The 26,142-nt window shown below is 46.0% G+C and carries 18 protein-coding genes; 9 read left to right on the top strand and 9 right to left on the bottom strand.

From position 1 onward, the window contains the following. Positions 1-11 precede the first annotated feature (11 nt). From H6629_20905 to H6629_20885, 5 genes are all read left to right on the top strand, one after another. Positions 12-1,538, top strand: coding sequence for a HAMP domain-containing histidine kinase (locus tag H6629_20905; protein MCB9070243.1), 1,527 nt, complete (start codon positions 12-14; stop codon positions 1,536-1,538). After that, complete coding sequence (locus H6629_20900; protein ID MCB9070242.1) at positions 1,531-2,904, top strand: sigma-54-dependent Fis family transcriptional regulator; 1,374 nt, start codon at positions 1,531-1,533, stop codon at positions 2,902-2,904. The genes H6629_20905 and H6629_20900 overlap by 8 nt, the downstream gene beginning before the upstream one ends. Positions 2,905-3,117: 213 nt before the next feature. Beyond that, positions 3,118-5,421: a cytochrome b/b6 domain-containing protein gene (locus tag H6629_20895; protein MCB9070241.1), complete on the top strand. Its 2,304-nt coding sequence runs from the start codon at positions 3,118-3,120 to the stop codon at positions 5,419-5,421. Between the two features lie 51 nt (positions 5,422-5,472). Further along, entirely contained in the window at positions 5,473-6,978 is a 1,506-nt protein-coding gene (locus H6629_20890; GenBank protein MCB9070240.1) for a NapC/NirT family cytochrome c, read from the top strand. A 90-nt stretch (positions 6,979-7,068) separates the two neighbouring features. After that, the gene (locus H6629_20885; protein MCB9070239.1) at positions 7,069-7,602 is read left to right on the top strand and encodes a cytochrome c family protein; all 534 of its coding nucleotides are present in this window, start codon (positions 7,069-7,071) and stop codon (positions 7,600-7,602) included. A 73-nt stretch (positions 7,603-7,675) separates the two neighbouring features. Here the strand turns inward: H6629_20885 and H6629_20880 are convergent, their stop codons facing one another. Further along, positions 7,676-7,933, bottom strand: coding sequence for a hypothetical protein (locus H6629_20880; GenBank protein MCB9070238.1), 258 nt, complete (start codon positions 7,931-7,933; stop codon positions 7,676-7,678). A gap of 240 nt (positions 7,934-8,173) precedes the next feature. Here H6629_20880 and htpG point away from each other — a divergent pair, with 240 nt between their 5' ends. The 3 genes from htpG to H6629_20865 all read left to right on the top strand — a co-directional run bounded on the left by htpG (position 8,174) and on the right by H6629_20865 (position 11,456). Next, the gene (htpG, locus tag H6629_20875; GenBank protein ID MCB9070237.1) at positions 8,174-10,036 is read left to right on the top strand and encodes a molecular chaperone HtpG; all 1,863 of its coding nucleotides are present in this window, start codon (positions 8,174-8,176) and stop codon (positions 10,034-10,036) included. Positions 10,037-10,264: 228 nt separating this feature from the next. Beyond that, entirely contained in the window at positions 10,265-10,390 is a 126-nt protein-coding gene (locus H6629_20870) for an SEC-C domain-containing protein (protein ID MCB9070236.1), read from the top strand. Positions 10,391-10,589: 199 nt separating this feature from the next. Beyond that, a complete protein-coding gene (locus H6629_20865; protein ID MCB9070235.1) occupies positions 10,590-11,456 on the top strand; it encodes a hypothetical protein in 867 nt (288 codons plus the stop codon). Positions 11,457-11,697: 241 nt separating this feature from the next. On the opposite strand, the gene H6629_20860 is transcribed toward H6629_20865, so the two are convergent. The 6 genes from H6629_20860 to H6629_20835 form a co-directional block, all read right to left on the bottom strand. Next, complete coding sequence (locus tag H6629_20860) at positions 11,698-14,745, bottom strand: efflux RND transporter permease subunit (GenBank protein ID MCB9070234.1); 3,048 nt, start codon at positions 14,743-14,745, stop codon at positions 11,698-11,700. A gap of 80 nt (positions 14,746-14,825) precedes the next feature. After that, the gene (locus H6629_20855) at positions 14,826-15,917 is read right to left on the bottom strand and encodes an efflux RND transporter periplasmic adaptor subunit (GenBank protein ID MCB9070233.1); all 1,092 of its coding nucleotides are present in this window, start codon (positions 15,915-15,917) and stop codon (positions 14,826-14,828) included. A 118-nt stretch (positions 15,918-16,035) separates the two neighbouring features. Beyond that, positions 16,036-16,494, bottom strand: coding sequence for an acyl-CoA thioesterase (locus tag H6629_20850; protein MCB9070232.1), 459 nt, complete (start codon positions 16,492-16,494; stop codon positions 16,036-16,038). Between the two features lie 23 nt (positions 16,495-16,517). Next, complete coding sequence (locus H6629_20845) at positions 16,518-17,870, bottom strand: TolC family protein (GenBank protein MCB9070231.1); 1,353 nt, start codon at positions 17,868-17,870, stop codon at positions 16,518-16,520. A gap of 97 nt (positions 17,871-17,967) precedes the next feature. Next, positions 17,968-18,609, bottom strand: coding sequence for a TetR/AcrR family transcriptional regulator (locus tag H6629_20840; protein MCB9070230.1), 642 nt, complete (start codon positions 18,607-18,609; stop codon positions 17,968-17,970). Positions 18,610-18,701: 92 nt separating this feature from the next. Next, positions 18,702-18,863 (bottom strand): hypothetical protein, encoded by a 162-nt coding sequence (locus H6629_20835; protein ID MCB9070229.1) that lies wholly within the window; start codon positions 18,861-18,863, stop codon positions 18,702-18,704. An 88-nt stretch (positions 18,864-18,951) separates the two neighbouring features. Here H6629_20835 and H6629_20830 point away from each other — a divergent pair, with 88 nt between their 5' ends. Then, positions 18,952-21,018, top strand: a complete 2,067-nt coding sequence (locus H6629_20830; GenBank protein MCB9070228.1) for a (Fe-S)-binding protein — start codon at positions 18,952-18,954, stop codon at positions 21,016-21,018. Here the strand turns inward: H6629_20830 and H6629_20825 are convergent. After that, a complete protein-coding gene (locus tag H6629_20825) occupies positions 21,015-25,775 on the bottom strand; it encodes a tetratricopeptide repeat protein (protein ID MCB9070227.1) in 4,761 nt (1,586 codons plus the stop codon). The genes H6629_20830 and H6629_20825 overlap by 4 nt on opposite strands. 59 nt (positions 25,776-25,834) lie before the next feature. Next, the gene (locus tag H6629_20820; protein ID MCB9070226.1) at positions 25,835-25,993 is read right to left on the bottom strand and encodes a hypothetical protein; all 159 of its coding nucleotides are present in this window, start codon (positions 25,991-25,993) and stop codon (positions 25,835-25,837) included. Positions 25,994-26,142: the final 149 nt, after the last annotated feature.

Below are 26,142 nucleotides of genomic sequence, written 5' to 3'. Positions count from 1 at the left end.
GACTTTATGATATGATGTTACCAACTGTTAACGCGCTTCGAAAAAAGACACAATCGCTGAAGTTCCGGATAAAATTTTATCTGATGATATTATTGTTGTTGGTGGTCATCTTTCCGTTGGCACTCCTGATTTATCAATTGGATAAAAATCACGATGAATTTTCGACCAATCTTGTTGAAACAACCACCCACGCTGTTTATCAATCCATTTTCGATGCGTTGATGAATAACAATCCAGAACAAATTCAACAGGCGTTGGAAAACTATCGCTATAAAACGAATATCGAAGGTTTACGCATTTACAGACCTAACGGCGACATTATTTTTTCATCGAACCCGTCAGAAGTTGGCAATAATTTTTTGAAAATGGATACGGCTGCGGAGCACATCCATTCCCTACCCGGTGGTGCGCGAGAATCCTTCGTGCGCAGCGGCAACACCCTTTCACATCAGCATCCCGTTTATATTCAAAAAGAATGCGCACCCTGCCACACTAATTTTGGTGAAATGATTGCCATTATGGATGTTCAGGTCGGACTTGCAGAATCGGAAACGATGTACAGCTCTACCCGGCGTCTGCTCGTGGCCAGTGCGGGGCTTATTTTCATCATATTATGGGTGAGCATTAATATTTTATTTGAAACCCAAATTGAAAACCGCATCCTCAATTTGATGAACGGATTTCAGGCGTTGGCAAAAGGCAAGCTCGAAACCGAAGTGGACATTAAAGGCACAGATGAATTGGGATTGCTGGCACAGGAATTTAACCGGACGGTTGCACAACTTCGCCAATCGAAAATGCGGGAAGAGGAATTGATTCGCGAAAATCTTGCCCGTGCAGACCGCTTGATAACAATGGGTGAAGTGACCGCAGAAATTGCCCATGAGGTCAATAATCCTGCCGGTATCATTTTAAATCGCGCGGAATTGATTCGCGATGAATTGCATCAACACGGCAACGGGGTGAGCGGATACGTCAGCGATATGGATATCATCATCAAACAAACGGAGCGCATCGCCCAAACGACTCACGGCATTTTGCAGTTTGCCCGCAAACTTCCCGACCAGCTCCAAATTGTTGATTTGACTGAGGTTATCAACGTCACCGTTGATATGATTAAGCCAAAAATGAAAAAAAGCAATATTCAAATATCGCTTTCCGGGTTTGGATCGCCGGTGCTAACTATGGGCAATTTTAATCAGCTTCAGCAAGTTTTTTGCAATCTGATCACGAACAGTCTGGATGCCGTAGCACCGGAAGCAGGTCGCATTTCTGTTTCACTGGAAACGGTTTCAAATCCGGAAGGAGTCGCCCAGCACCGCATTGTTTTTAGTGATAACGGCAGCGGGATTCCGGCATCTGTGAAACAGGATATTTTTTCTGCTTTTTTTACCACAAAATCTCCGGGAAAAGGCACTGGTCTTGGGCTTTTTATCGTTCGGAACATTATTACTCGCCACAACGGGCGAATTTACCTGGATGAGGATTGTGAAATAGGCACAACTTTTATTATTGAATTGGAGGCGAGAGATGAATAACACCGGCAACAACCATATTCTGGTCGTAGATGATGAACAGGAAATGCTGGTGAACTATAACAGGATTTTATCCCGTGCGGGATATTCTGTTAAAACCGTTCTTTCCGGAAACGATGCATTGGGAATATTGGAAACCGATTCATCCTTTACGTTGGCAATCTGCGATTTAAACATGCCCGGAATGGACGGCATTACGTTGGTTAAGCGCCTGAAAGAGAAACATCCATATTTGCCGGTTATCATGGTTACGGGTTATGGCTCGCTGGAGCAGGGCATCGAAGCCATCAAAACCGGCGTGTTCGATTTTATAGAAAAACCGTTTTCCCGGGAGAAGTTGCTCAAATCCGTTGGCGATGCGCTGGCTGAAATCCGACCGGAAGCGTTGGTTGAAAGTGGTCCCACATCGATGTTTGACAACATGATCGGGCAAAGCCAACCCATGCGAAATGTGTTTGAGCTTGTTCAAAAAGTCGGTTTTGGAAATGCAAATATTATGGTTACCGGTGAAAGCGGCGTGGGTAAAGAATTGGTGGTGCGCAGCATTCATAAACATTCGCTGCGGCGCAACCAACCGCTGATTCCCGTAAACTGCGGCGCGTTGCCGGCTCCTCTTTTCGAGAGTGAGCTGTTCGGATACGAAAAAGGTGCATTTACCGGCGCGTTTCAGGCAAAGCCAGGATTGACAGAGTTGGCGATGGGTGGCACCCTGTTTTTGGACGAAATTTGTGAAATGCCGCAAGAATTGCAGGTGAAACTGCTGCGGATGCTGGAAGACCGGAAGATTCGCCGAATTGGCGGCAAAACCGAAATTCCGGTGGACGTGCGTATTATTACCGCAACCAATCGTGATCCTCAGGAATGTGTGGAACAAGGCTTACTGCGGGAAGATCTGTATTTTCGCATCAACACCATCCACATTCAGGTTCCGTCATTACGCGAACGCGATTCGGATATCATGTTGCTCGCGGATCATTTCATTCAAAAGCTCGATCAAAAATATCACAGGGGTATCAAATCCTTTTCGGAAGATGCCCAACAGTTGCTCCATCAATACAAATGGCCGGGCAATGTTCGAGAATTGTTGAATATCTCCGAACGTGCATATTATCTGGCAACACCGCCGCAGGTTACAGCGAGCGATTTGCCGGCAAATCTCAAAAACAGCAAAACAGACATCTCGTTTCATCAATGGGATAACCTGACATATAAAGAAGCTAAAGATCAGGTTCTTGAATCTTTCGAGCTGGATTATTTACAATATCAACTGGAAAAATACGACTGGAATATTAGCCGCACAGCTGAAGCGTGTGACGTCGATAGACGGACCATTCACCGGCTGATTAATCGTGCTAATTTGAAGAAATGAAATCGGTGAAATTAACTACTAAACATACAAATCACGCTATAAGAATACTTACAGGAAAATCTGATCGTTTTGATTGCCTCGTAAGAAGGTAGAGTCATGGATAAATTTACCCGAATTATACTAACCCTTTTCGTTTTGGGAACCTCAACAGCTGTTTTTTCTCAGGTCGCAAACACCGCATGTTTTGATTGTCATGATGATCCGGAATTTACGATGGAAAAAAAAGGAAAGGAAATTTCCATCAACGTAAATCCCAAAAAATTCAGCATGTCCGCTCACGCGGATTTAAGTTGTGTAGAATGCCACATCGGATACGATCCCGATGAAGAACCACACACAGAAGTGGCAAAACCGGTTGATTGTGCAGCCTGCCACGAAGACAATACCAAACATCTGATGCGCAGTGCTCATGCGGGAGAACTCAACTGTTTTTCTTGCCACGGCAATGTTCACCTGCCAGAACCGAAGCATTTTGCAAAAAACAATTGCGTAAGCTGCCATAAAGATGAGAATAAAGCTTTGATGAGCAGCGTTCACGCAACTATCGATGAACGCCCGGAATGCGTAACTTGCCACACGCCGCACACCGCATCAACACTTGGCTCCGAAGCATGCCTGAGCTGCCACACCGATGCGCCGGAAGATATCAGCGGTCGAATGGCAGAGTTTTCGCTGCCCGAAACGCCCGGCGAATTTACGAATATGATTCATGGCGACGATTTGGAATGCAGCGATTGCCACGGTGCTCACAACATTTTCAAAGTAGATACACTGGCTTCCCCGGTTCACCCGGTAAATCTCGCCCAAACCTGCAACGAATGCCATGATGATGTGGTTGAAGAATTCATGAAATCCGAACACAGCGTTGCGCTGGAAGAAGGATTTGAAACCGCACCAACCTGTATTTTTTGCCACAACGAACACCAGGCCATTACCATCACCGGCAACGGTTCGAAAATGAGCCGACAACTGGAAGTTGAGACCTGTTTAAGCTGCCACCTCGAAAGCGAAGGCGTGAGTGAACGGATGACGCACACATCATCCTTCATCGACGGATACAAAACCAGTGTTCACGGGCGAAAGTTTTTTGAGGGCGACACAACTGTTGCCATTTGCAGCGATTGCCACGGTGCCCACGGCGCACTGAAAGCCGGCGACGCAATGTCCAAAGTTAATAAATTTAACATCGCGAACACCTGCGGTGAGTGCCACACGGAAATTGCCGAAGTTTACAACGCAAGTGTTCACGGCGATGCACTTCGCGAAGGATTGCAGGACGCACCAACCTGCACCGATTGTCACGGTGAACACAATATTTTGGAACATACCGTTGCAAATTCGCCGGTTGCTCCGGGTAACGTTGCTGTTCAGGTTTGCGGTCCCTGCCACAACTCTGTTCGGTTAGCCAGCAAATTCGGGCTGCCGGAAAGTAATTACTCGTCGTATCAGGATAGCTATCACGGATTAGCAGTGCGTTTCGGCTCAACTGAAGTTGCCAACTGCGCCAGTTGCCACGGTGTGCACAACATTTTGCCGTCTACAGATTCGTTATCCACAATTCATGTCAGCAATCTTGCCGAAACCTGCGGTGAATGCCATCCGGGTGCCAACGCCAACTTCACCGTTGGTAAAGTTCACGTTAGTGCCACCAGCGGCGGCGACGATATTCTGAACTGGATCTCTTCAATTTATATTTTGATCATTTTGATCACCATTGGCGGGATGGTTGTGCACAACTCTTTGGATTTGGCCAAAAAAGTAAAAGAACATTACCACGATCAATATGAAAAAGAGATTACCGCTCACGAGCTGGCGAAACGCAAAAAACACTATATTCGCATGTCTGTGAACGAGAGAATTCAGCATTTTATATTGTTTACCACGTTTTTTATGTTGGTTATTACCGGATTTATGTTAAAATTTCCTGACGCATGGTGGGTTGTCTTGTTGCGGCAGTGGGGCGGCGAGCCAATTTTTACGCTCCGTAGCCTATTACACCGGATTGCTGCGGTAGGTATGGTTGCTGTTTCGTTGTATCATATCGGCTATCTGTTTGCAACAAAACGCGGATTCGGGCTATTCAAGGATATGTTGCCCAAGCTTCAGGATGCAAAAGATCTTGTTTTGATGATGAAATATTATCTCGGTTTCTCGAAATCCCGACCAGCGTTTGACCGGTTCGGATACATCGAAAAAGCCGAATACTGGGCACTGATTTGGGGAACAATCGTGATGACCCTCACCGGGTTTGCCCTCTGGTTCGAGAACCAGTCGATGGCCTGGTTTTCCAAATTGTTTATCGATGTCTGCGAAGTGATTCACTATTACGAAGCATGGCTGGCGTTTCTGGCAATTGTGGTATGGCATATTTATTACGTCATATTCAATCCCGATGTTTATCCGATGAACTTCACATGGTTGACCGGAAAAATAAGTGAAGAAGAAATGGAAAAAGAACACGCGCTGGAATTAGAACGCATTAAAAAAGCCGAAGCGGAGGATGAATCCAATAATTAACCAAATCACCATAATTTAAAATAGATTACCAGTTACACTCGGGAGAGCTGCATGAAATTACATTTACCGCGTTCTACTCACAATTGGTTAACGCTGATCGGCGCAACCATTGCCGTTATCGCGTTATCCATGATTCTTTTTTTGTTTACGATTTCCGTTTTCTGGCGCTCCGGACATGCCTATTTAGGGCTTGTCATTTATATTTTGCTGCCGTCAGTTATGATAATCGGATTGCTGCTTATCCCATTCGGTATGTGGCGATTCAATCGCCGGGAAAAAGCGGGAAAGCCAGTCACAGAACGAACCTGGCCGATGGTCGATTTAAATATCCAGCAACACCGCCATGCATTTATGGTATTCACCATTGGCACAACGTTTCTGCTGTTTGCATCTGCTGTGGGTAGTTACGAGGCGTTTCACTTCACAGAATCGACCACATTTTGCGGCGAAATTTGCCATAAAGTGATGAGTCCGGAATTTACAGCCTACCAAAATTCATCCCACGCCCGTGTATCGTGTGTGGAATGCCATGTTGGCGAAGGTGCAGATTGGTATGTCCGCTCCAAACTCTCCGGTTTGTATCAGGTATATTCAGTTTTAAGCAACAAATACCCGCGACCGATCCCGACACCGATCCATAATTTGCGACCGGCGCGGGAAACTTGCCAAAAATGTCACTGGCCGGAAAAATTTTATTCCCGTAAATTGCGCAAAGAAACCTATTATATGCAGGATGAAGAAAACACCCAGTGGGATATCGAGATGATTATGAAAATCGGTGCCGATCACTCCGCGCTGGGTCTGAGCGAAGGTATCCACTGGCATATCAATCCTGATATTAAGGTTGAATATATCGCCGAAGGCGGCGATCGCGAAACATTGCCTTGGGTTCGCTACACAAACCTGAAAACCGGCGAAGTAAAAGTGTATCAGGATGAAGAAAACCCATTGGAAGAAGGCGCATTTTCTGTTGAAGATATCCGCACAATGGACTGCATGGATTGCCACACTCGCCCGTCGCACGATTTTTTACCGCCGGTAACTTTTGTTAACCGCGCAATTACATCCGGGGAAATCTCAAAAGACCTGCCAGAGATAAAAACCATTTTGCTGGAACTCTGCGATCAAAAATTCAGTACAATAGATTCGGCGAAAATGGCAATAGAAGAACAAGTTTTATCCTTTTATGAAGAAGATTATCCTGATATATTTGAAGAGGAAAGAGAATCGATCGACAAAGCAATTGCAGCCATGCAACACGCTTATTCACAGAACATCTTTCCGGAAATGGGCGTACGTTGGGATAAATATCCCGATCATATCGGGCATTTGCAATTTAACGGATGTTTCCGTTGCCATAACAATACACACGTAACTCCCGAAGGTGAAAAGATTTCTATGGACTGCAACCTTTGCCACAACATTACCGCGCAGGGTACACCCGGCGAAATGGAGTTTGCCCAGGCAGGCAGCACGTTGGAATTTGTTCACCCGGACGGCGATGAAGACTGGAAAGACGGATTTTGTACTGATTGCCACACTGGCCTGAATCCGTAATTTTGGATAAAAAACCCTAACAAACGTATAGGAAAGGGAAACAGTATGAAGAGATTTCTGTTGTTATTTTTGTCATTATTGATGGTTGGAATGGCATACGCTCAGGACGCAAAAGATGATGAAGACGATGCGGATTCCGCAACGTTAAAATACATCGGCGTTAATGGCTGTAAAAAATGCCACAAAACCGAAAAACAGGGCAATCAATTTGGCATCTGGAGCGAAAGCGCACACGCCAAAGCGTTTGAAACCCTGAAATCAGCCGATGCGGTAAAATTTGCAAAAGAAAAAGGTATTGCAAAAGCACCGCATGAAGCGCCAGAATGTTTGAAATGCCACGTTACCGGTTACGATCAACCAGCGGAAATGATGAGCGCACGGTTTAGCATGGAAGACGGTGTACAATGCGAAACCTGCCACGGCGCCGGATCGATGTACAAAAAGAAAACGATCATGAAAGATCGTGAACAATCCATTGCCAATGGCATGACTGCGATCAGCGTTAAAGACGGTTCTGCCGAAAAACAGTGCCGCACTTGCCACAACGAAGAAAGCCCCACATTCAAAGAATTCAATTTCGAAGAAATGTGGAAAAAAATCGCACACCCGGTTCCGGCTGAATAATTACCGAAACGAAATCAAAAAAAAAACGGCGAATGCATACTGCGTTCGCCGTTTTTTTTTGTCTGTCTGAAAATCAAGCCGCCCGTTTCCGGTTTTTCGGCTTTTGGGGGTGACTCGGCTTGTGACCGGTATGCTCCTCCCCTATTTTCACAATGTTGGTTTTGCTCTTTTGCGATGGTTCAGGTTTTTCCGAGGGGTGTTGATCCGGTAAATGATTATCGGCATCATACTTATTCGGCGATGATATCACAATGTAAAAACTGTAAAACAGCAATCCGAACATCAGCAAAGAAAGAATGATCACACCTGCATAAGACATGAAAATCTTCATTAAAATGCTCTCCGGTTAAATTCCAACTTTCGCTCCTTCGATTAATCACGCACTCCTTTGACAACGCAATTATACGTTGCAATTTTGCGCCGGTTTCCGGTTTGCACAGTCATTTTTCGTTCCGTTTACTCCGTTTAGCCCTAACCTGATTTTTTTTGTATGTTTGGATTTCGAACAATCAGAATGTAAATTTTTAATTACTTCAGAAAATAACAAATTTGTATAACACATGGAGGAAACATGGCAAAAGCTAAAACCAGCAAAGCTCAGGAGTTTGAGTATCAAGCCGAGTTAAAACAGTTACTTAAACTCATTGTTCACTCGTTGTATACGCATCCGGAAGTGTTTCTTCGCGAGTTGATTTCCAACGCTTCGGACGCACTGAATAAGGTTCGGTTCCGCATGTTAACGGATCAAAACGTATTTAATGCCGATGCGAAACTGGAAATCCGCATCGATGTGGATGAGAAAAAGCATACCTTTAGCATATCAGACAGCGGAATCGGGATGAATCACGATGATTTGGTAAAGCGCATCGGGACAGTTGCCAGCTCCGGGACGCTCGAATTCATCGAACAAATGAAAAAAAGCGACAAAAAAATTGATGCCGACATGATCGGCCAGTTTGGCGTCGGTTTTTATTCGGTATTTATGGTCACCGATGAAGTGATCATCGAAACCCGCCACGCGGATGTGGATGCCAAAGGCTATCGCTGGAAATCGGACGGACAGGGCACTTTCACCATCGAGGAAATCGACAAACCAACCCGCGGCACCACCATTAGTTTTACGCTGAATGAGCAAAGCCAGGAATTCAGCCAGAGCCACCGGTTGGGACATATCATCAACAAATATTCCAACTTTGTAGATTTCCCGATTTTATTGAACGGCGAACGCGCCAACAAAGTAGACGCGCTTTGGCATCGCAACAAAAGCGATATCAAACAGGAAGAATTGAACGAATTCTACAAATTTGTGGCAAATGATTTTCAGGATCCGGTCAGCCATTTGCACCTTTCCATCGAAGGCGCGGTAAATTTTAAAGCGATCATTTTTTTCCCTGCTACAGCGCCCGGACCGTATGTGCGAATGGACGAGGAAAAATCGTTGCAACTCTATTCCCACAAAGTATTTATACAGGACGACGCCAAAGAGTTATTGCCCGAATATTTGCGGTTTGTGAAAGGCGTTGTCGATACGGAAGACTTGCCGCTGAACGTTTCCCGCGAGGTCACCCAAAACAGCCCGGCGATGTCTAAAATCCGCTCCACAATTGTCAACAAAATTCTGTCGCATCTGGAAGATATGGCAAAACAGGACCCCGGAAAATTTCAAACCTTATACAATAATTTCGGTCAATTTTTGAAATTTGGGGTGAATACGGATTTCAGCAATCGTGACCGGTTGGTAAATTTAATGCGCTTCGAAAGCACTACAACCGAAGCCGGCGCATTCACGACACTGAAAGATTATGTGACCCGGATGAATAGCGACCAGAAAGAAATTTATTACGTTTCCGGCGAAACCCGCTCCATTTTGGAACGCAATCCGAATCTCGAATATTTCAAAAAGCACGATATCGAGGTGCTGTTGCTCACCGATCCGGCGGATGTTTTTATCGTTCCCAGCCTGAATGAATATGAGAAAAAGCCCATCAAATCGATCGACAATGCGGATATCGACGTCAAAAAAGATGACGCCCGCAGCGAAGAAGCGTTGAATGAAAATCTCTCCAAATCGTTGATTACCGTGTTTAAAGAAACACTCGGCGACAAAGTGGAAGACGTGATGGAATCGCACCGGCTGGTCGATTCTCCGGCAACGCTGGTCATCGGCAAACAGGGCATGGACCCGCAAATGGAAAAAATGATGAAAATGATGCAAAAAGATTTCGCAGGCTCCAAACGGATTCTGGAAATCAACACATCGCATCCGCTCATCAAAAATTTGTCCAAATTGAACATGGGCAGCAGCACAGACGCGTTGCTGCGCCAATCCATTTTGCAGATTTACGAAGGCGCCGCATTGCTGGAAGGCACGCTGAAAGACCCGACCGAGTTTGTCACCCGAATGACGGAATTAATGGTTGAAGCGACCAAATAGACAGGTTTTCATCTGAAAATTCTTAATCCCCGGGGGTGAAAATTTCCGGGGATTTTTTTGCCGATTACCATCAAATAACCGTATTGTTCTGAACACCCGGATTATCTGTTAGGCAAAATCAATTTGGCAGCACAAATATTATCTGAGGAACGGTTGGATGAAATTCCAAAAATACTCTGACAAACAATTAATTGAAAGCGCTGTACCCAGCTATTTGAAAAAAATACATTGAGAACTGCTCGCAACGATCCATGTCCCTGTGGAATCGGGAAAAAATATAAAAAAATGCTGTTTATCCAAAAATGGATGAGCATAAATATTTATGATAGTGGCGCAAATCAATTAATAGTTTAACCTTCTGAAAGACCATATCCGGCTTGATAATAGCGGAGATTCTCTGTTTATTCTGTTTTTGTCAAGCCTGAGCATTTCAATTACAAAGAACTAAACAACCTCAAAAGCGTGAATTGTGATGACAAATATTTCCTTCAATGGGATATGTGAACTGATTCGAATATTTAAATACCTTGCATATGGAGGCGGTAACGATCAAATGAAAAAGACAAAGTTAATTTACCTGTGGTTCTTTTTTGCATACGGGGTAATCGTTTTTACCGGATGCAGTAATGCGATAAAACTTACAAAAATTGAGGATTTACAAGGCTGTTCGACTACTATTGAAGGCAACTTTTTGTACGAGGCGAAGTGGGAAGGTATAGCGCCAGCAATTTTAATTTGGGAACGGGGAAGATACAAGGCGTTATCGGGTGAAATCATTTCACAAGATTCTTCAGGGATAATTTTCGATCAAGAAAAGCAAAGCCCTGTTTTTGATCCGAAGCCCAAATATTATGCATTTAATGATATTGTGTTGGCAGTCGATCAGAACGGTAAAATAATTGCCGGAAAAATTCCGGAAAGGCTTCAGAGAATCAAATTTATCGAAATATTAATGATAAACCTTGCTTCGAACTTTTCTAATGACTTCGAATTTATGATACAGCTAAAACCGAATCAGCCATTTGGGTTTTGTATCCAACCGGGTAATTATCTGGTCAAAGAAATCCGGTTTGTTGATCATTTTTCAAACGTTGATGTCAACGCAGATAGTCTGGATATAACGTTTACCATCGATAAACAACGTGCAAATTATATCGGTGATATTTACATTGGACAGAAACCTTCCCAAAATATTCCGGCAGATTCTATCAATATTGAATATAAAATTCTGTCGCGGCCAAATGACTCTGCCGCCGCCAATTATTTAAGTGGTGTTTTGGGTTGGATCTATTATGAAAGCTACATTAATTCAGATAATGTTATTGGGGAACATATACTTTGGATTGCAAACGACTACAATCATTTTGAGAAAAAGGGCAAAGCATCTTCAGTAAAGAACTTCCTAAATCTCAATCATTAGGTAAGTCACACAACCTGTTTTTTTAGTCACCAGGCTGTTTGGTACTTATGAACAATAATTCATCATTTACCGCAATATTCCATTATCAATCAACATTTTTACAGAATTGTCCCCTGACATAAAAAACGACTAAACATTAAACAACTTTTTCCGATAATTACCGTAAAGAGAAAATGAACATACTCGTCTCCATACAAAAGGAGCCGGAATCCGCGAAGGGTGCCGGCTCCTTTTTTTATGCTCAAACGGCAATCGCTTCTTCTTTCGTTACCCACTTATAGAGAATCGGAACAATCACCAGTGTCAAAAATGTGGATGAAACCATCCCGCCGATGATCGTCCAGCCGAGCGGCGACCACAGGCTGGTGTTCGTCAGCGTGAGCGGCAGCAACCCCAAAATCGTGGTCACAGATGTGAGCACAATTGGCTGAAAGCGGGTTTGACAGGCCGTTTCCAGCGCCTCACGCAACGGCGTTCCGCCGCGAATCAGCTGGTTGGTATAATCCACCAAAATGATTGAGTTGTTCACGACAATCCCCACCAGACTGGTGAATCCGACAAATGCGAAAAATGAGAACGTCCAGCCGGTAAAAAACAATGCCAGAATGGAGCCGGTGAACGCCAGCGGAATCGCGGAAAAAATGACCACAGGCTGGATGAGTGAACGGAACTGCGCCACCAGCACCGCAAAAATAGAGAGCAGCGCAACGAGCAGTAACTGCCCCAGATCGCCGAATGATTCCTGTTGCGTTTCGTATTCACCCGCGATGTAAAATTCACTGCCCTCCGGCAGTTGTATTTCCGGCAGTCGCTCGATGATTGCTTCGGTAATTTGTTTGGTTTTATCCGCATCAAAAACATCGGCGGTTACGGCGACGCTGCGGCGCTGATTGTATCGCCCGAATTGGGCAATGCCTGACTCAAACTGGATGTTGGCAACCTGTTTCAGCGGCACTTGTGCGCCGGTCCGGGTGGTCAAATACACTTTTTCAAAATCCTCGATACCCGGTTTTTCATCGAACGGCAGCCGGACAACCAGCGGATAATTGTCACCGTCGCGCATGGTCAGCTCATCGACGGTTACGCCGGTGAGGCTGGCGCGAACCGCCAAATCGATGTCATTTACGGGCAAACCGATCATCCCGGCTTTATCGCGATTAATCGCCACTTTCAAATCTGTTTTGCGACGGGCAAACGGGTTGATCACGTTCAGCGTTCCGGGCGTTTCGCGGATAATCCGCTCCAGTTCGAACGACGATTCGCGCATTTTGTCCAAATCATCACCGAGAATTTTTATCTCGATGGGCGCGGCGAATGGCGGTCCGTTTTTCAGCTCCGAAAAGGTGATTTCCGCACCGGGATAGGTCGCAAATTTCTCCCGCAAATGCGCCAGCGTCGCGTAAAATTTCTCCGGATTCCATTCCGCAAAATTGACAATCACCTGCCCGTGATTTTTGTTCAGCTCTTTGGGAATGCGGTTGTAATAAATTTGCGGATTCCCTTTTCCGGTGTTCGATGTGTAATCGCGGACAAAATCGACGGAGTCGAGCACGTTTTCCACAAAACGCACAGCCGCATCTGTTCGGGCGAGGCTGGTGCCGTAAGGGGTATCCACTTCGATGAGCAGCAGCGGTTTATCTGCCGTCGGGAAAAAGCTGACACCCACAACCGGGAACAGCGCGAAACAGCCAATCAACGCAATTGCAGAACCTGCTATAAATCGACCCGGATATTTCAACGCCGTTTGCAACGATGGCAAATACAAATTATCCCGAAAATTGCTCATCAAATTATCAATCGGACCAGATTTTTTCTTCGCGGATGCTTTCAAAAACCGGGCGGCAACGATGGGCGTAAATGTGAGCGCCAAAATCAGCGATGCGGTCAGCGTATAAATTACCGTGAGCGGCAGCGTGCGCAAAAATTCGCCCGGACCGCTTTGCATCAGCGTCAGCGGGAAAAACGAAAGCAGCGTGGTTATCGTTGAAGCAATCACCGCAAATCCCACTTCGCCGGTACCTTTGATGGCAGCTTCGGTGGCGTTCATTCCCATTTTCTCAAATCGCTGGATATTTTCTGTGACCACGATGCCGTTATCCACCAGCAAACCGAGGGCAATCACCAGCGATGCAATGGAAATTTGCTGCAGCGCGTATCCGCTAAAATCGAGCACACCTATAGCAATCATCACCGAAATCGGGATAACGGTGCAGATAATCACCGCAGGACGCCACCCGAGAAACAGAAAAATGATCACACCGACGAGTGCGACGCCCTGCATCAAATTAATGAAAAAATCGTTGATGCGACCGGCAACCGCCGGCGCCTGTTCGAACGCGGTGAGCAGTTGCACATCCGATGGCATCTGCGACTGAAATGCATCCATCATGCCGTGCAGACGTCCGGTCAATTCGATGATGTTACTTTCTTTATCTTTCGTAACTACGAGAAATACACTCTTTTTCCCGTTGTGGCGACCGATGTGCAGATCGTCCGCGTAATCGAACCGCACATCTGCGATATCGCGCAAATACACCAGCTTTTCACCGTCGCTATTGACGACCGTACTGCCGATTTCATCGATATCTTTGTAGCTGCCGCTGGTTTGGATGCTGAACGATTTGCTGCCCGCATCCACTTCCCCGCCGGGAATATTCGCGTTGTTTTGCTGCAAAATACCGATCACCTGCGACAGTGAAATATTCAGGTTCGACATTTTCTGAAAATCGAGCGAAACCCGCACCTGCTCCTCCGGATACGCCTCGATTTCAACCGTTCGCACCCCGTTTTGGGCTTCCAGTTTATCTTTCAAAATATCCGCATAATCCAGCAAGCGGTTATATGGCGCTTCCTCCGAAACCAACGCCATTTGCATAATCGCGACATCCTGCGGCGATGCCACGCGAGTATCGAGGCTGTATAAATCTTTGGGCAGATCGCCTCGAACGTTGTTGATTTCGCGGAGCACTTTATCGTAAATCGCATCGATATCCACCCCAAACGCGGCATCGGCGCGAATCACCGCCAATCCCTCGGAAATGGTCGTAATAATTTCGTCGATTTCCTCAACTTCGTGAATGGCTTCTTCCAGCGGATCGACAACCAGTTCTTCCATATCTTCCGGGCTGGTGCCGGGATAAATCGCCACAACGATGTATCGCGGAAACGTCAGCGCGGGATCTTCCGAACGCGGCATGTGCAGAAAAGACATAAAGCCAACCAGCAACGCCATAATCACTAAAATGAGCACAAATTGGGCATTTTTGATGGAAATTTCCGGGAGTTTCATAGTTGTTTCTACTTTATTTTCTGATGGTAATTTCAATTAATTGAAGGCCGTTGCACCGCTTTTTTTGAAACGGCTGCAATTTATTTTTCAGCTATCGTCTTGATTTCACTGATGTTACCGACGAGCGAAATCGTTTCGCCATCACGGACATATGCTGCGCCATCGGTGATCACTTCACCAATTTTGCCAGCTTCGCTTGCCAGCACCGTAAAATAATCCGTGCCGACATGTTCCGGGCGAACCGTGATTTTCCGGGCGGAAGTGCGCTCATTTACCGGAATCATAATGCTCACCAAATCGCGGGAACCATCGACCAGCGCGCTCATCGGGATGCGATAATATGCGGATTGTTTGGCGGGAAACAATTTCACTTTTCCGACAAAACCGTTCTTCAACAGCAGTTTGGATGGCTCGAGCGTGAGTTCCACCTCAAATGTGCCGGTTTTGGGATCTGCAGCCGCCGCAATTTCGGTCACATATCCAGAAAATTTTGCGCCGGGATACGCATCGAAACGGACTTGCGCTGTGTCGCCGGGCGCCAGCCGAACCACATCGCGATCCGATACACCGATGCGAATGATTTGCGAAGATGCACTGGCCGTGCCGATCTGCATCGCGGGCATTCCCGGATTGATCAGCTCGCCACGCTCCACAAAACGGCGCAACACTTTGCCGCTCGTCGGCGCGATGATTTTGGCATAACGCTGATTAAATTTCGCAATTTCGTAATCTGCCTGCGCAACTTCGTATCCGGTGCTGGCGTTTTGATACTGTTCCAGCGTGGCAACGCTGTCTTTCAGCAAATCTTTTACGCGCGCCATATCGCGTTCTGCTTTTTCAAATGCGTTTTTCGCCTGGCGAACCCGGGCGTCAATTTCCGTCAAATTGAGATGAGCGAGCAGTTGGCCTTCGCTAACCGTTTGCCCTTCATTCACCAAAATGCGATCGACCACTCCGCCGATTTTGAAGGACAACAACATCTCCGCTTCGGATGCCAGTTTACCGCTGGATTCGATGGGAATCGGTGCGCTGGTTTGCTCCACTTTGACAATTTTCACAGGATGCGGGCGGTTCTGTGCATCTGCCGTTGGCGTCGCATCAGATTTTCCGCAAGCCGCCAAAACGAGCATTCCGGTAACCAAAAAACTATGGAATATAATTTTTTTCAACATTGTATCTCTCCTGTTTACAGGTATTTAGTTTTGTTTTTTCAGATGGTTTCGCGCTTCGGATTCGTTCAGCGCATGTAGAGCTTTTTATCCTTTAAAAATCACTTATTATTCTCAAATCTCAATCCATCCATTCAAAATTATCCGCCATCGGCGCATGGTCCAGCACACCTCGAACCAAATCCGGCGGCACTGTAATTTTGCGTTTGACGAGATCCATCCATGCACCAAACACCTCCACTTCTGCAGCAATTTGCCCGTCCATTTTATAAATGCGGTGGTAAAACCGGAATTTTCGCAAATCGCGGCTCAACGATTTAATCTGAAATTCCACCAGCACTTTTTCATACATCATCACTTCCCGCAAAAAACGGACGCTGTATTGCAGCAATACCGGTCCAACCATCATTTCGCGCAATTTTTGAAATGAAATATCATGCTGTTCAAAATACACGCCGCGAATGTGGTCAGTAATATCGCCGATAACCGTGTGGCGCATGTGCATGTTCGGGTCCACATCGCACCACCTGATTTCATATTCTTTGGTAAATCCGGTCGGGTTCATCTTTGTATCTCTCATTATTGTGTTACTTGGTTAATTTTTTAATTGCCAATGGCACGCTCGAAACTTGCCTGTTGAATCAGCAGATCGTATCGGGCAATTGCCAGCGATAGCTGCGCGTTGGTCAGTTTGTTCCGCGCATCCAAAAACTCGACCAGCAATGCCTGACCTTCTTCATATTTCCGTTTGATAATTCGGAAGCTTTCGCTCGCTGCGCGTTCGCCATTTTGAGCGGACTGAACCGCCGCCTGCGCAGCCTGCACACCATAAAATCCCTCAATCACCTGCAGTTGAATTTGTTTTTCCAATTCATCCGATTGGGTTTTGAGGCGCTTTTCCTCAATTTTTGACTGCTGAATTTTGGATGTCGTCTGAAATCCGTTAAACAAATTCCACTCCAGCCCAACGCGCACCAGCCAGTAATCCTGCGAATCGTTAAATTTGTATTGGTAACCCTGATATCCGGCTTCTCCGGCGGCAAAAATTTTAGGTAGAAAACTGGCCTGATTCATTTTGCGCAATTTTCCGGCGGCATTTTGGGCGGATAAAATTTGGCGAAGCTCCGGACGCTGCTGCAAAGCCAGTGCTTTGGCGTCCGCCAGCGCGGTTTGGTTGGCAGATGCGGCGATTGAGCTATCCGATTCGATGACGGATTCCAGTTCGCGGTTTAGCAAAAAATTGAAATACGCTTTCGCGAGGTTGCGATTTTTTTGCGCAACTGCAATCTTTTGTTCCAGTTCGCTGATTTCGAAATCCGATGTGCTGATAACATCTTTCGTGGCTTTTTGCGCTTCCACCAAACGGGTGTTCACGCGCCGCAATTCTTTCAGCACAACCATTGTCTGATCGAAAATTTTAAGCACTGCTTCTGATTGTAAATATTGAAAATAGCCGCTTTTTATCTCTTTGGTGAGTTCGGAGATAAACGCTTCGCGTTGGGCAGCCTGAACATCCACTAAATCCCGCTGGGCGCGATAATTGAAATAAATATCTGAGTTAAAAATCGGCTGGATAATCTGCAATTTTGTTTCGTGAAAATCGTCCGGCAACAGCTGGATTTCCTGATTTTCCAGATTGGTCGGGAAATTGGCGCTGCCTGTCAAACCGTTCAGCGTGCTGTAAATCGGGTTGAACAAATCGCCCACCGGAAAATCGATGGAACGTCCGCCGTCTGCCCATGTGTAATTGGCATGAAACGTAACATCCGGCAGATACAATCCGCGCGCCTGCCGAACAGCCGATTGTTTCTGCTCTAACGCCAGCGTTTCTTTTAGCAAACCGAGATTATTATCGATGCCCTCTTCCACATATCGCGATAAAATTGTCGATTGAGCACCAACCACCGTCGTAAAAACGAGCATCAACAGGAGTAAATGACGACTGTATTTTAGCATTTCCACTTCCTTTAAACTGGTTTTGAAAAACTGACTGCGAGTCAGTTAAAGTGTAAAAAAATATTGCGTTAGCCACGCAATATTAGATTCCGTTCAATTATTTGTCCGTTCGCAATCCATGATAAATCTGGTCAAACAAAACATTAATCATCAACTCTGGCTCGATGTGATGGAGCGTGCGCATGTGCTCGCCCAAATTGTTAATCAATTTAATTACGCCGCTGGTTTGTCCCCAAAGCACATACGCCATTAATTTTGGGTTAACTTCGGCGCGGATACTGCCATCCTCGATTCCGATTTCAACGGCTTTGGCGACCAGCTTTTTCACATCTTCGGCGAGCAAATGGCATTTAAATCCGTTCGATTCCACATCCGTGTGCTCAATTTTTCCGGGATCCATTTCGTTCATCGCATGAAAATAATTGGAGTGCGTTTGCGAAAAACGATAGTATGCCTTCCCGATTTCCCGAACGAGACAAAGTCCGTCGCCTTCCTGACGCAACGCTTCTTCGAAATAGCTTTTCAGAACATCCAATCCGCGCAAATAAATGCCGTGATAAATATCCTCACGATTTTTGAAATACAGATACAACGTGCCTTTGCTGACTTCCGCTGCTTCCGCAACATCGTCCATTGTGGTGTGCTCGATGCCCTTTCCGAAAAATAATTCTTCCGCTGCGTCCAAAATACTTTGGCGGCGCTGCTCCTTTTCCCGTTCTCTTCTTTCTGCAATTCCCATTTAACGTCCTAAACTCATTTCTATTTACTGACTGTCAGTCATTTTCTTGAAACGAATATAATTTGCAAAAGTTACATTGTCCAGATTTTTTTTCATTTTTTCAAAACAATGTAACCCATAAAAAATTGGAAATGCTCTAAACTATTATTTTTATTTGATTTTACCGACACAAAATCAATTGGGTTGCGCATTGCTTTGCCAGTGCCAAAATTTCCCAAGTTATATTCTGCTTGATAAAATCCGATTCTACTCATAAATTTTTGCGTAACTTCGCTCCGCTCAACTGTTGTTATTCGAACACTTCCCGGGCTGGGCAATCGAATCTGCAAGGAGACCCAATTTATGATCCCAACTGCGACTGTTTTTTCCAAAATAATATTCGCGATAATTCTGCTGTCCGCCGCCGGTGCGTTTGTTTATTTCATGCGGATGCGTTTTTTGGTACTCAAAGCGGCAACGCCGATCAACCGTTTTGATCGCCCGATGGAACGCCTGAAAGGCGTTTTGGTGTATTGGCTCGGTCAACGGCGGATTCTCGATCCCAAACATATCGGCGCCGGATTGATGCACGCACTCGTTTTTTGGGGATTTTTGGCCGTTTCGATTAACAGTGTCCATTTGATTTTTCGGGCATTTTTCCACGATTTTCACCTGCCTTTTTTTGGACCCGACGGCATTTTTGGCGCTCCGTATATTTTTCTGCGAGATGCTTTTGAAGTTGTGGTGCTTTTCATGGTTGTATTTTTGGTGTTTCGCCGGCTGGTGTTGCGTCCCCAACGAATCACACAATCGCTGGATGCGCTATTTATTTTATCGATGATTTTTACGTTGATGTTCACCGATTTTCTCATCAACGGATCGCTGGTTGCCGCCGGTGAACCGACTGGCGAAGCATTTTCTTTTATGGCAGCGTTCACCGCCAACTTATTGAATTCAATGAATTTATCGCCAAATGGATTGGCGATTCTACACAGCGTTTCGTGGTGGTTGCACATGGTTGTGCTGCTTTTTTTCCTCGCATATTTGCCCATTTCCAAACATTTTCATGTGATCACCTCTGCTTTCAACGTGTATTTCCGGAATCTGGAACCGAGCACTTTGCCGCATATGGATTTGGAAGCTGACGACATCGAGCGGTTCGGCGTATCGCAAATCGAGCAGTTCGACTGGAAAGATATTTTGGACGTTTACACCTGCACGGAGTGCGGACGTTGCCAGGCAGCATGCCCGGCGTACGCAACCGAAAAACCGCTCTCGCCAAAGGTGGTTAATGAACATATGCGCGATCATTTGTATGAAAAAACGCCCTGGATTCTTTCGATGGCCAGCCAGTTAAACGGCGGCAACGGCGCAACGGAAACGGCTGAATACGCCGGTTCCGCACTCGTTGGAGAAGTGATCAAAGACGAAACGATCTGGTCCTGCACCACCTGTAAAGCTTGCGAAGAGGCCTGCCCGCTGTTCATCGATTTTATCGATAGATTTGTGGAAATGCGCCGACACATGGTTTTGGAAGAAAGCCGTTTTCCTGCAGAATTAACGAGCATTTTCAAAAATCTGGAGAACAGCGGCAATCCGTGGGGAATGGCACCGGACGACCGTGAAGAATGGGCGGAAGGGCTGAATGTGCCCACCATGCGCGATGCTGAGGGCGATGTTGAATACCTCGTTTTTGTGGGCTGCGCCGGTGCGTTCGATCAAAAAGCGCAAAAAACGCTGCAATCGATGGTCAAGATTTTTAACACTGCGGGCGTCAATTACGCGATTTTGGGGAAAGAAGAAACCTGCACCGGAGACCCGGCACGGCGAGTCGGCAACGAATATTTGTATCAAATGCTGGCTGCCCAAAATGTGGAAACGCTCAATGCCCACAGTTTCAAAAAAGTGGTTACCAGTTGCCCGCATTGTTTCAATACGCTGGCGAATGAATATCCGCAAATCGGTGGAAATTATGAAGTTATCCATCACACCGAGTTAATCAGCGAGCTGATAAAACAGGGCAAATTACAACTCACCAACAGCAACAGCCAAACGATTACCTATCACGATTCCTGTTATTTGGGTCGCCATAATGGCGTTTACGATGCACCGCGCGAAATTCTCAGCGCGATTCCCGGTGTAAAATTGGAAGAAATGCCGCGTTCACGCAACAAAGGATTTTGCTGTGGCGCCGGCGGCGGAAGAATGTGGCTGGAAGAGGACAAACCGCGCGTCAACCAAAATCGGGTGGACGAAGCTGCAACGGAAACCAACGCAAAAATGATTGCATCGGCGTGCCCGTTCTGCTCCATTATGTTGCACGATGGCATCAACGAAACCAATCGCAGTGAGCAGCTGGATACAAAAGATATCGCCATTTTGGTTGCGGAATCGCTGGATGGAAATGGGTCGGCAAACAAAAAAAACTAATCCTGCCGATTCACCCAACGGTCGGTGAGTTCTTGCAAAAACGCTTTCGCATTTTTATTGCCGGTGATGTTTCGCATACGCAACAGCTTTTTGGTCACGCTTTTTACACCCGGCAATTTTTGTTCGATATGAATCTGGAGCGACAATTCAATCATCTGGATTGCCGCTTCACCTTGTTTTAAAGCCTGCAAAACGTTCGAAACATACAACAAATCTTTCGCTACTTTTTCCTGATCACCCGCTTTTTGATGTCCGCTGAGCGCTTTTTGGTAAGCCTCTCGCGCGGAATCGTATTTTTGCTTTTTGTAATACAATTTGCCGAGCGCCAGTTGGCAATCGGCAATGCCGATGGTGTCGCCTAATTTTTCATACAATTGGACAGCTTGCAGATAATATTTTTCTGCTTCATCCAACCGTTCCATTTCAGACAAAACATTGCCGGTACCCACAAGTGCTTTTGCCTGGCCTACCTCATTTCCGACCGCTGAAAACCCATTTAAAGCTGCATTGTATGCTTCAAGTGCCTCAGGATTATAACCCCTTTGATAGTTGATAAACGCCAGTTGGTTATAGCTCTCAGCTACTTTTTCCGAATTATTCAAATAAAGATAAATCTCCAAAACACGTTGATATTGCCGGCGTGCAGAAGACATATCTGCTTGCTGAATATTAACTTTACCCAACGTTTCCAACGTTGCGGCTTCTTCGATTTTGTCTACTATTTGCCGGAAAATGGAAACGGCATTTTGATAATTATTGATCGCAGTTTCAAAATTTTTGCGGCGTTGGTTAAGCCGGGCGATCGCGCGGAGCGTGTGCGCCTCATTTTCCAAATCGTGGTTGGTTCGGGAAAGGCTTAACGACCGGCTGTAATTTTCCATCGCAGGTTGAAATTCATCCTCTTTTGCGAATACATCCCCGATACCTTTTAGCGTTCTGCCCTGCCCCTGGCGGTCGTTTGCGGTACGAAATAATTTTAGCGCTGCTTCGAAGTGCATTCTGGCTTCGCCAAGTTCATCGATTTCCAAAAATACATCGCCGATCGATTTGAAAGTACGCGCCTGCAACCCCGGATTGTTCACTTTTTGCGAACTTTCCAGCGCCTTCTGAAATATATCCTGTGCAGCTTCCATCTGTTGTCGCTTCAAAAACAGGTTGCCTTTTTCGATGAACGATTCGGCACAGCCAAGATAATTTTCGGTTTCACAGAAAATGTCTATCGCTTTATCGAAATATTGGACAGCTTTATCATACTGATGTTGCAGCACAAAAATTTCGCCTTTGGCGTTGCAGGTTTGCGCTTCCACCTCGCGATCTTTCATAATTTGGCTAAGGGACATGGCTTTGTCGTACATACTTTGGGCGCTGTCGAATTTTCTGATCGTGCGATACGCATCGCCCATCAAACGCAATGCTACAGCTTCGCGGGTCTTCAAATTATTTTTCTGGAAATACAAAACGGCTTTGTTAAATTGACCGATGGCGCTGTCCACTTCCCGCATACCCAAAAAAACCTGACCGAGCACCATCATAATATCCGCTTCGGCTTTTTGATCGTTGAGCATCCGCGATACGCCAAACGCGCGATCCAGATGTTCTCTCGCCGATTCGTATTCTTTTCGCTGCCGATAAATTTCACCCATCGCCAGCAATATTTCCATTTCCAGAACCGTTTCATCCAGCGATCGGGAAAGCGGCAGGGCCCGCCCGTAAAATTCCAGGCTGAGGTCGCGCTCTTTCCGGGCTGTTGCATCGCCGAGCGCCTTGAGTGCCGCCGGAAGTCCCGGACGAAACCCGGATTTGTGGAATAAATCCACCGCCGCCTGATAATTTGCCTGCGCCATATCAAATTCGAATTGTGCCGTGTGCAGATCGCCGAGTGCCTTCATCACCCGTCCCTGACCGGGAATTTCCTGTGTTTTTCCCCAAATTTCCAATGCCGCATTCAACCGGGATTCAGATTCATCAAACCGTTGCCGGAGCAGCTCCACTTCGCCGATTTGCAACAACGCTTCTGCCTCACCCTGCCATTCTTCTGTATTCCGGAAACAGGTCAGCGACTGTTCGAAACTGGCGGTAGCCTCATCAAATTTGCCGTCCGATTTGTGAATGTTACCGATGCCAAGCCGCGTCTCCCCTTCCCCTTTTTCATCTTTCATAATTTTGAATAGATTTACGGCGCGTTCGTACATGCTCAACGCCGCGTCCATTCGGCGAACGCTTTGGTAGGCATCGCCAATGGCTTTTATCGCCTCTGCTTCTTTGGCTTTGTTGTGCTGTTTTTGGAAAATGACGATCGCGCTATTGAAATGTTCAATTGCCGCTTCGGGATCGCGTTGGGTTTGCCAGGCTACGCCCAGCGCCATGTGAATATGCGCCTGTTCGCTTTCGTCGCCAATGCTTTTTGCCAACACCAACGCCCGCTGATATTGCTCCACAGCAGATGCAACTTCTTTGCGATAATTGTAAATTTCACCAATCCCGATGAGCACTTCCAGCATGTGTCGAACTTCACCTAAACCGTTGAAAATACTGGACGCACGGCGAAAATGTTTCAGCGCGTGATCGATATGATACTGGCGTCGATTGGCAATCCCCAACAGCTTCAGCACGATGGCTTCCTGCGGACGGTTTTTCAAAATCTGGTGCAATTTCAGCGCTTTTTCGTAATGTTTGATCGCTTTTTCCCAACGACCGTAAAATGCGTTCACAATGCCCAGCGCTTGCTGGGTTAGCGCTTCACCCGATAAATCCTTCATTTCAAGGAAAATTTTTTGAGCGCGCAAATAAAAATCCGTCGCTTCCGAATATTGCTTTTCAGCGAACTTGATATCGCCGATATCTTTCAGCGCCCACGCCATTCCCAACGGGTGGTGATACGATTCATAAATACCCAACACCTGATCATAAATAACTTCAGCCTGATCAAAATCTTTTTTGGCGTATAGAATGTTGCCGCCTTTGTGCAGGGTTTCCACCGTTCCCAGATGATCGCCTTCGATGTGGAAATTCTTCATCGCGGCATCGAAACAGCGGATCGCGTCATCATAATTACCCTGCAGATAACTAACTTCGCCCTTAACTTTGAGGATGATTGCTTCCGTGCTGAGGTCATCATTTTTTTGGAGAGCGTCGAGGGCTTTTTTCAACTGATCTTGCGCTTTATCGTATTGACGCGATTTGCGATACAGATCCGCCAATTCGCCCAACGCCAGCGCTTCGCCGCTGGAATTGTGCATCGAATGATACAAACCGGCTGCTTTGGTAAAAAAATCCTCGGCAGATGTGTATTTCTGGATGTCTGAATATGCGGAGGCAATTGCCCGGAGCGCTTCGGCTTCACCCAATCTGTCTTTCATGGATTTATACAGCGCCATTGCCCAGTTGTAATGCTCCAACGCCGATTCCACTTCTTTTACCGCCAAAAACGCATCGCCCAGCATCAGCAGCAATCGGGCTTCTTCGCTGCGCATATCCATATGCCGGTTCAACGTAAGCGCCTTTTTCAAACTGAGTTGGCAATCGGCAATTTGCAATTGAGTATAATAAAATTTTCCGGCAACGGTTTCCAGCAAAGCCAGCACGTTTTTATCGGAATCCGGTAAAAACCGCCGGGCGATATGAAGCAATTGGTAAACATAGCCGGGTTTCCACTTCTTCAGCCGTTGCTGCAAATGGTGTTTCCACGAATAATATGCAGCGGAAGGATTGGAGACAAATTGGTAATAAAATCGTTCCAGTAAATCTTCCTGATCCAATAAAATAGTCGCGTTTTCTTCCGGATAAAAATACACCTGGATTGCCCGGTAAAGCGATTGCGCATGTTCGCGATTTTCCTGATACGAAAGGTTGTGAATAAATTTGCGGATAATTTCGTGGGTTTGATATTTATCGCCGTCCGAGCCGATCACCGCTGTGCCGGTAATTTCATTCAACACAGATTCTTCCACCGGCGATTCCAGAATCGCAAAAACCTTGTTCAGCATTTGCAAATCGAATCTGCGAAATAAACTGACGTTTTTTGCAACAGCCTGGTGGCTTTCGGGCAACCGATCGAAAAACAATCCGCAAACCCATTGACCCGGTTTTACATCCTGATTAACAGCCGTTTCGATCTCTTCAATTTCAACCGCTTTTTGTTTGACGAGGTCGATGAGCATGTTCATAAACAACGGATGGCCGCGGGTTAGTTTATACACCCACGATGCCATTTCGCGATCGGGTAAACCGGCATTTTGAAACATCTCCAACGTTTCCGGACCGGAAAACATCCCGATATTGTATTCGATAAAATTGAATCCCACCGGAAAACGCGGACGCTGTGCGCTCGACAACACCACCCGAAGTTTTGGGCAGCAACCGGAAAGATCCGCCAAAAATGTGTCCCAAAACCATTTCTGAAATTCGATACCGGTGTGTTTGGACATCTGCTCAAAATCATCGATGATGATGACCGCTTTTTGCTCCGGTGAAACGCGCGACTTGATTTCGGATTGGATCGACTCAATCGCTTTGCTGAATGCGAACCGCATCAGATCTGCAGAAACGCGCCAGCCCTGATTCGCTAACCGGCGAAGATTCTCATTTTGCAACCCTTTGCGAATGCCCGTTCCTAACGATGCAAAAGCATTTTTGAGCTGATTGCGAATCGGTTCCAGAACCGCATCCGTAATGGGATTTTCAATGTTGGCTGTCAGCCCTTTTGCGATGTGCTCCGCCATTTTAACCGGATCGACAATTTGCGGCGTCGATTCCAAACTGAGGTAAACAAACGGAATTTTATCCGATTCCAGAATCTGATCGATAATCTGGTAAATCAGGGTTGTTTTTCCGCAACCGCTGATGCCATTGATATACCAAACCCAGTTTTGGCTGCCGTTAAAAAACTCTGGAAATTTTGTAAATGATTTTCGCGGGTAACAGGTGCAATATTATGATTTACAAACAAACCTTTTATATTCAGCGTTTTTTCCATTTTGTCGCTTTTCCGGGAATCCTGCAGTTCCGCAAACGAATAAAACATACTGTTTTTATTAAGCTTACCGAAAAGTTGAAATTATTAAACTTTCCTCTCTCAAATAACGACAAAATTCCATGAAAAATGAGCTGAAATTCGTGCTCGCA

Source organism: Calditrichia bacterium (genome assembly GCA_020634975.1).
Classification (GTDB): Bacteria; Calditrichota; Calditrichia; order RBG-13-44-9; family J075; genus JACKAQ01.
This window is presented reverse-complemented; position numbering and strand designations above follow the sequence as displayed.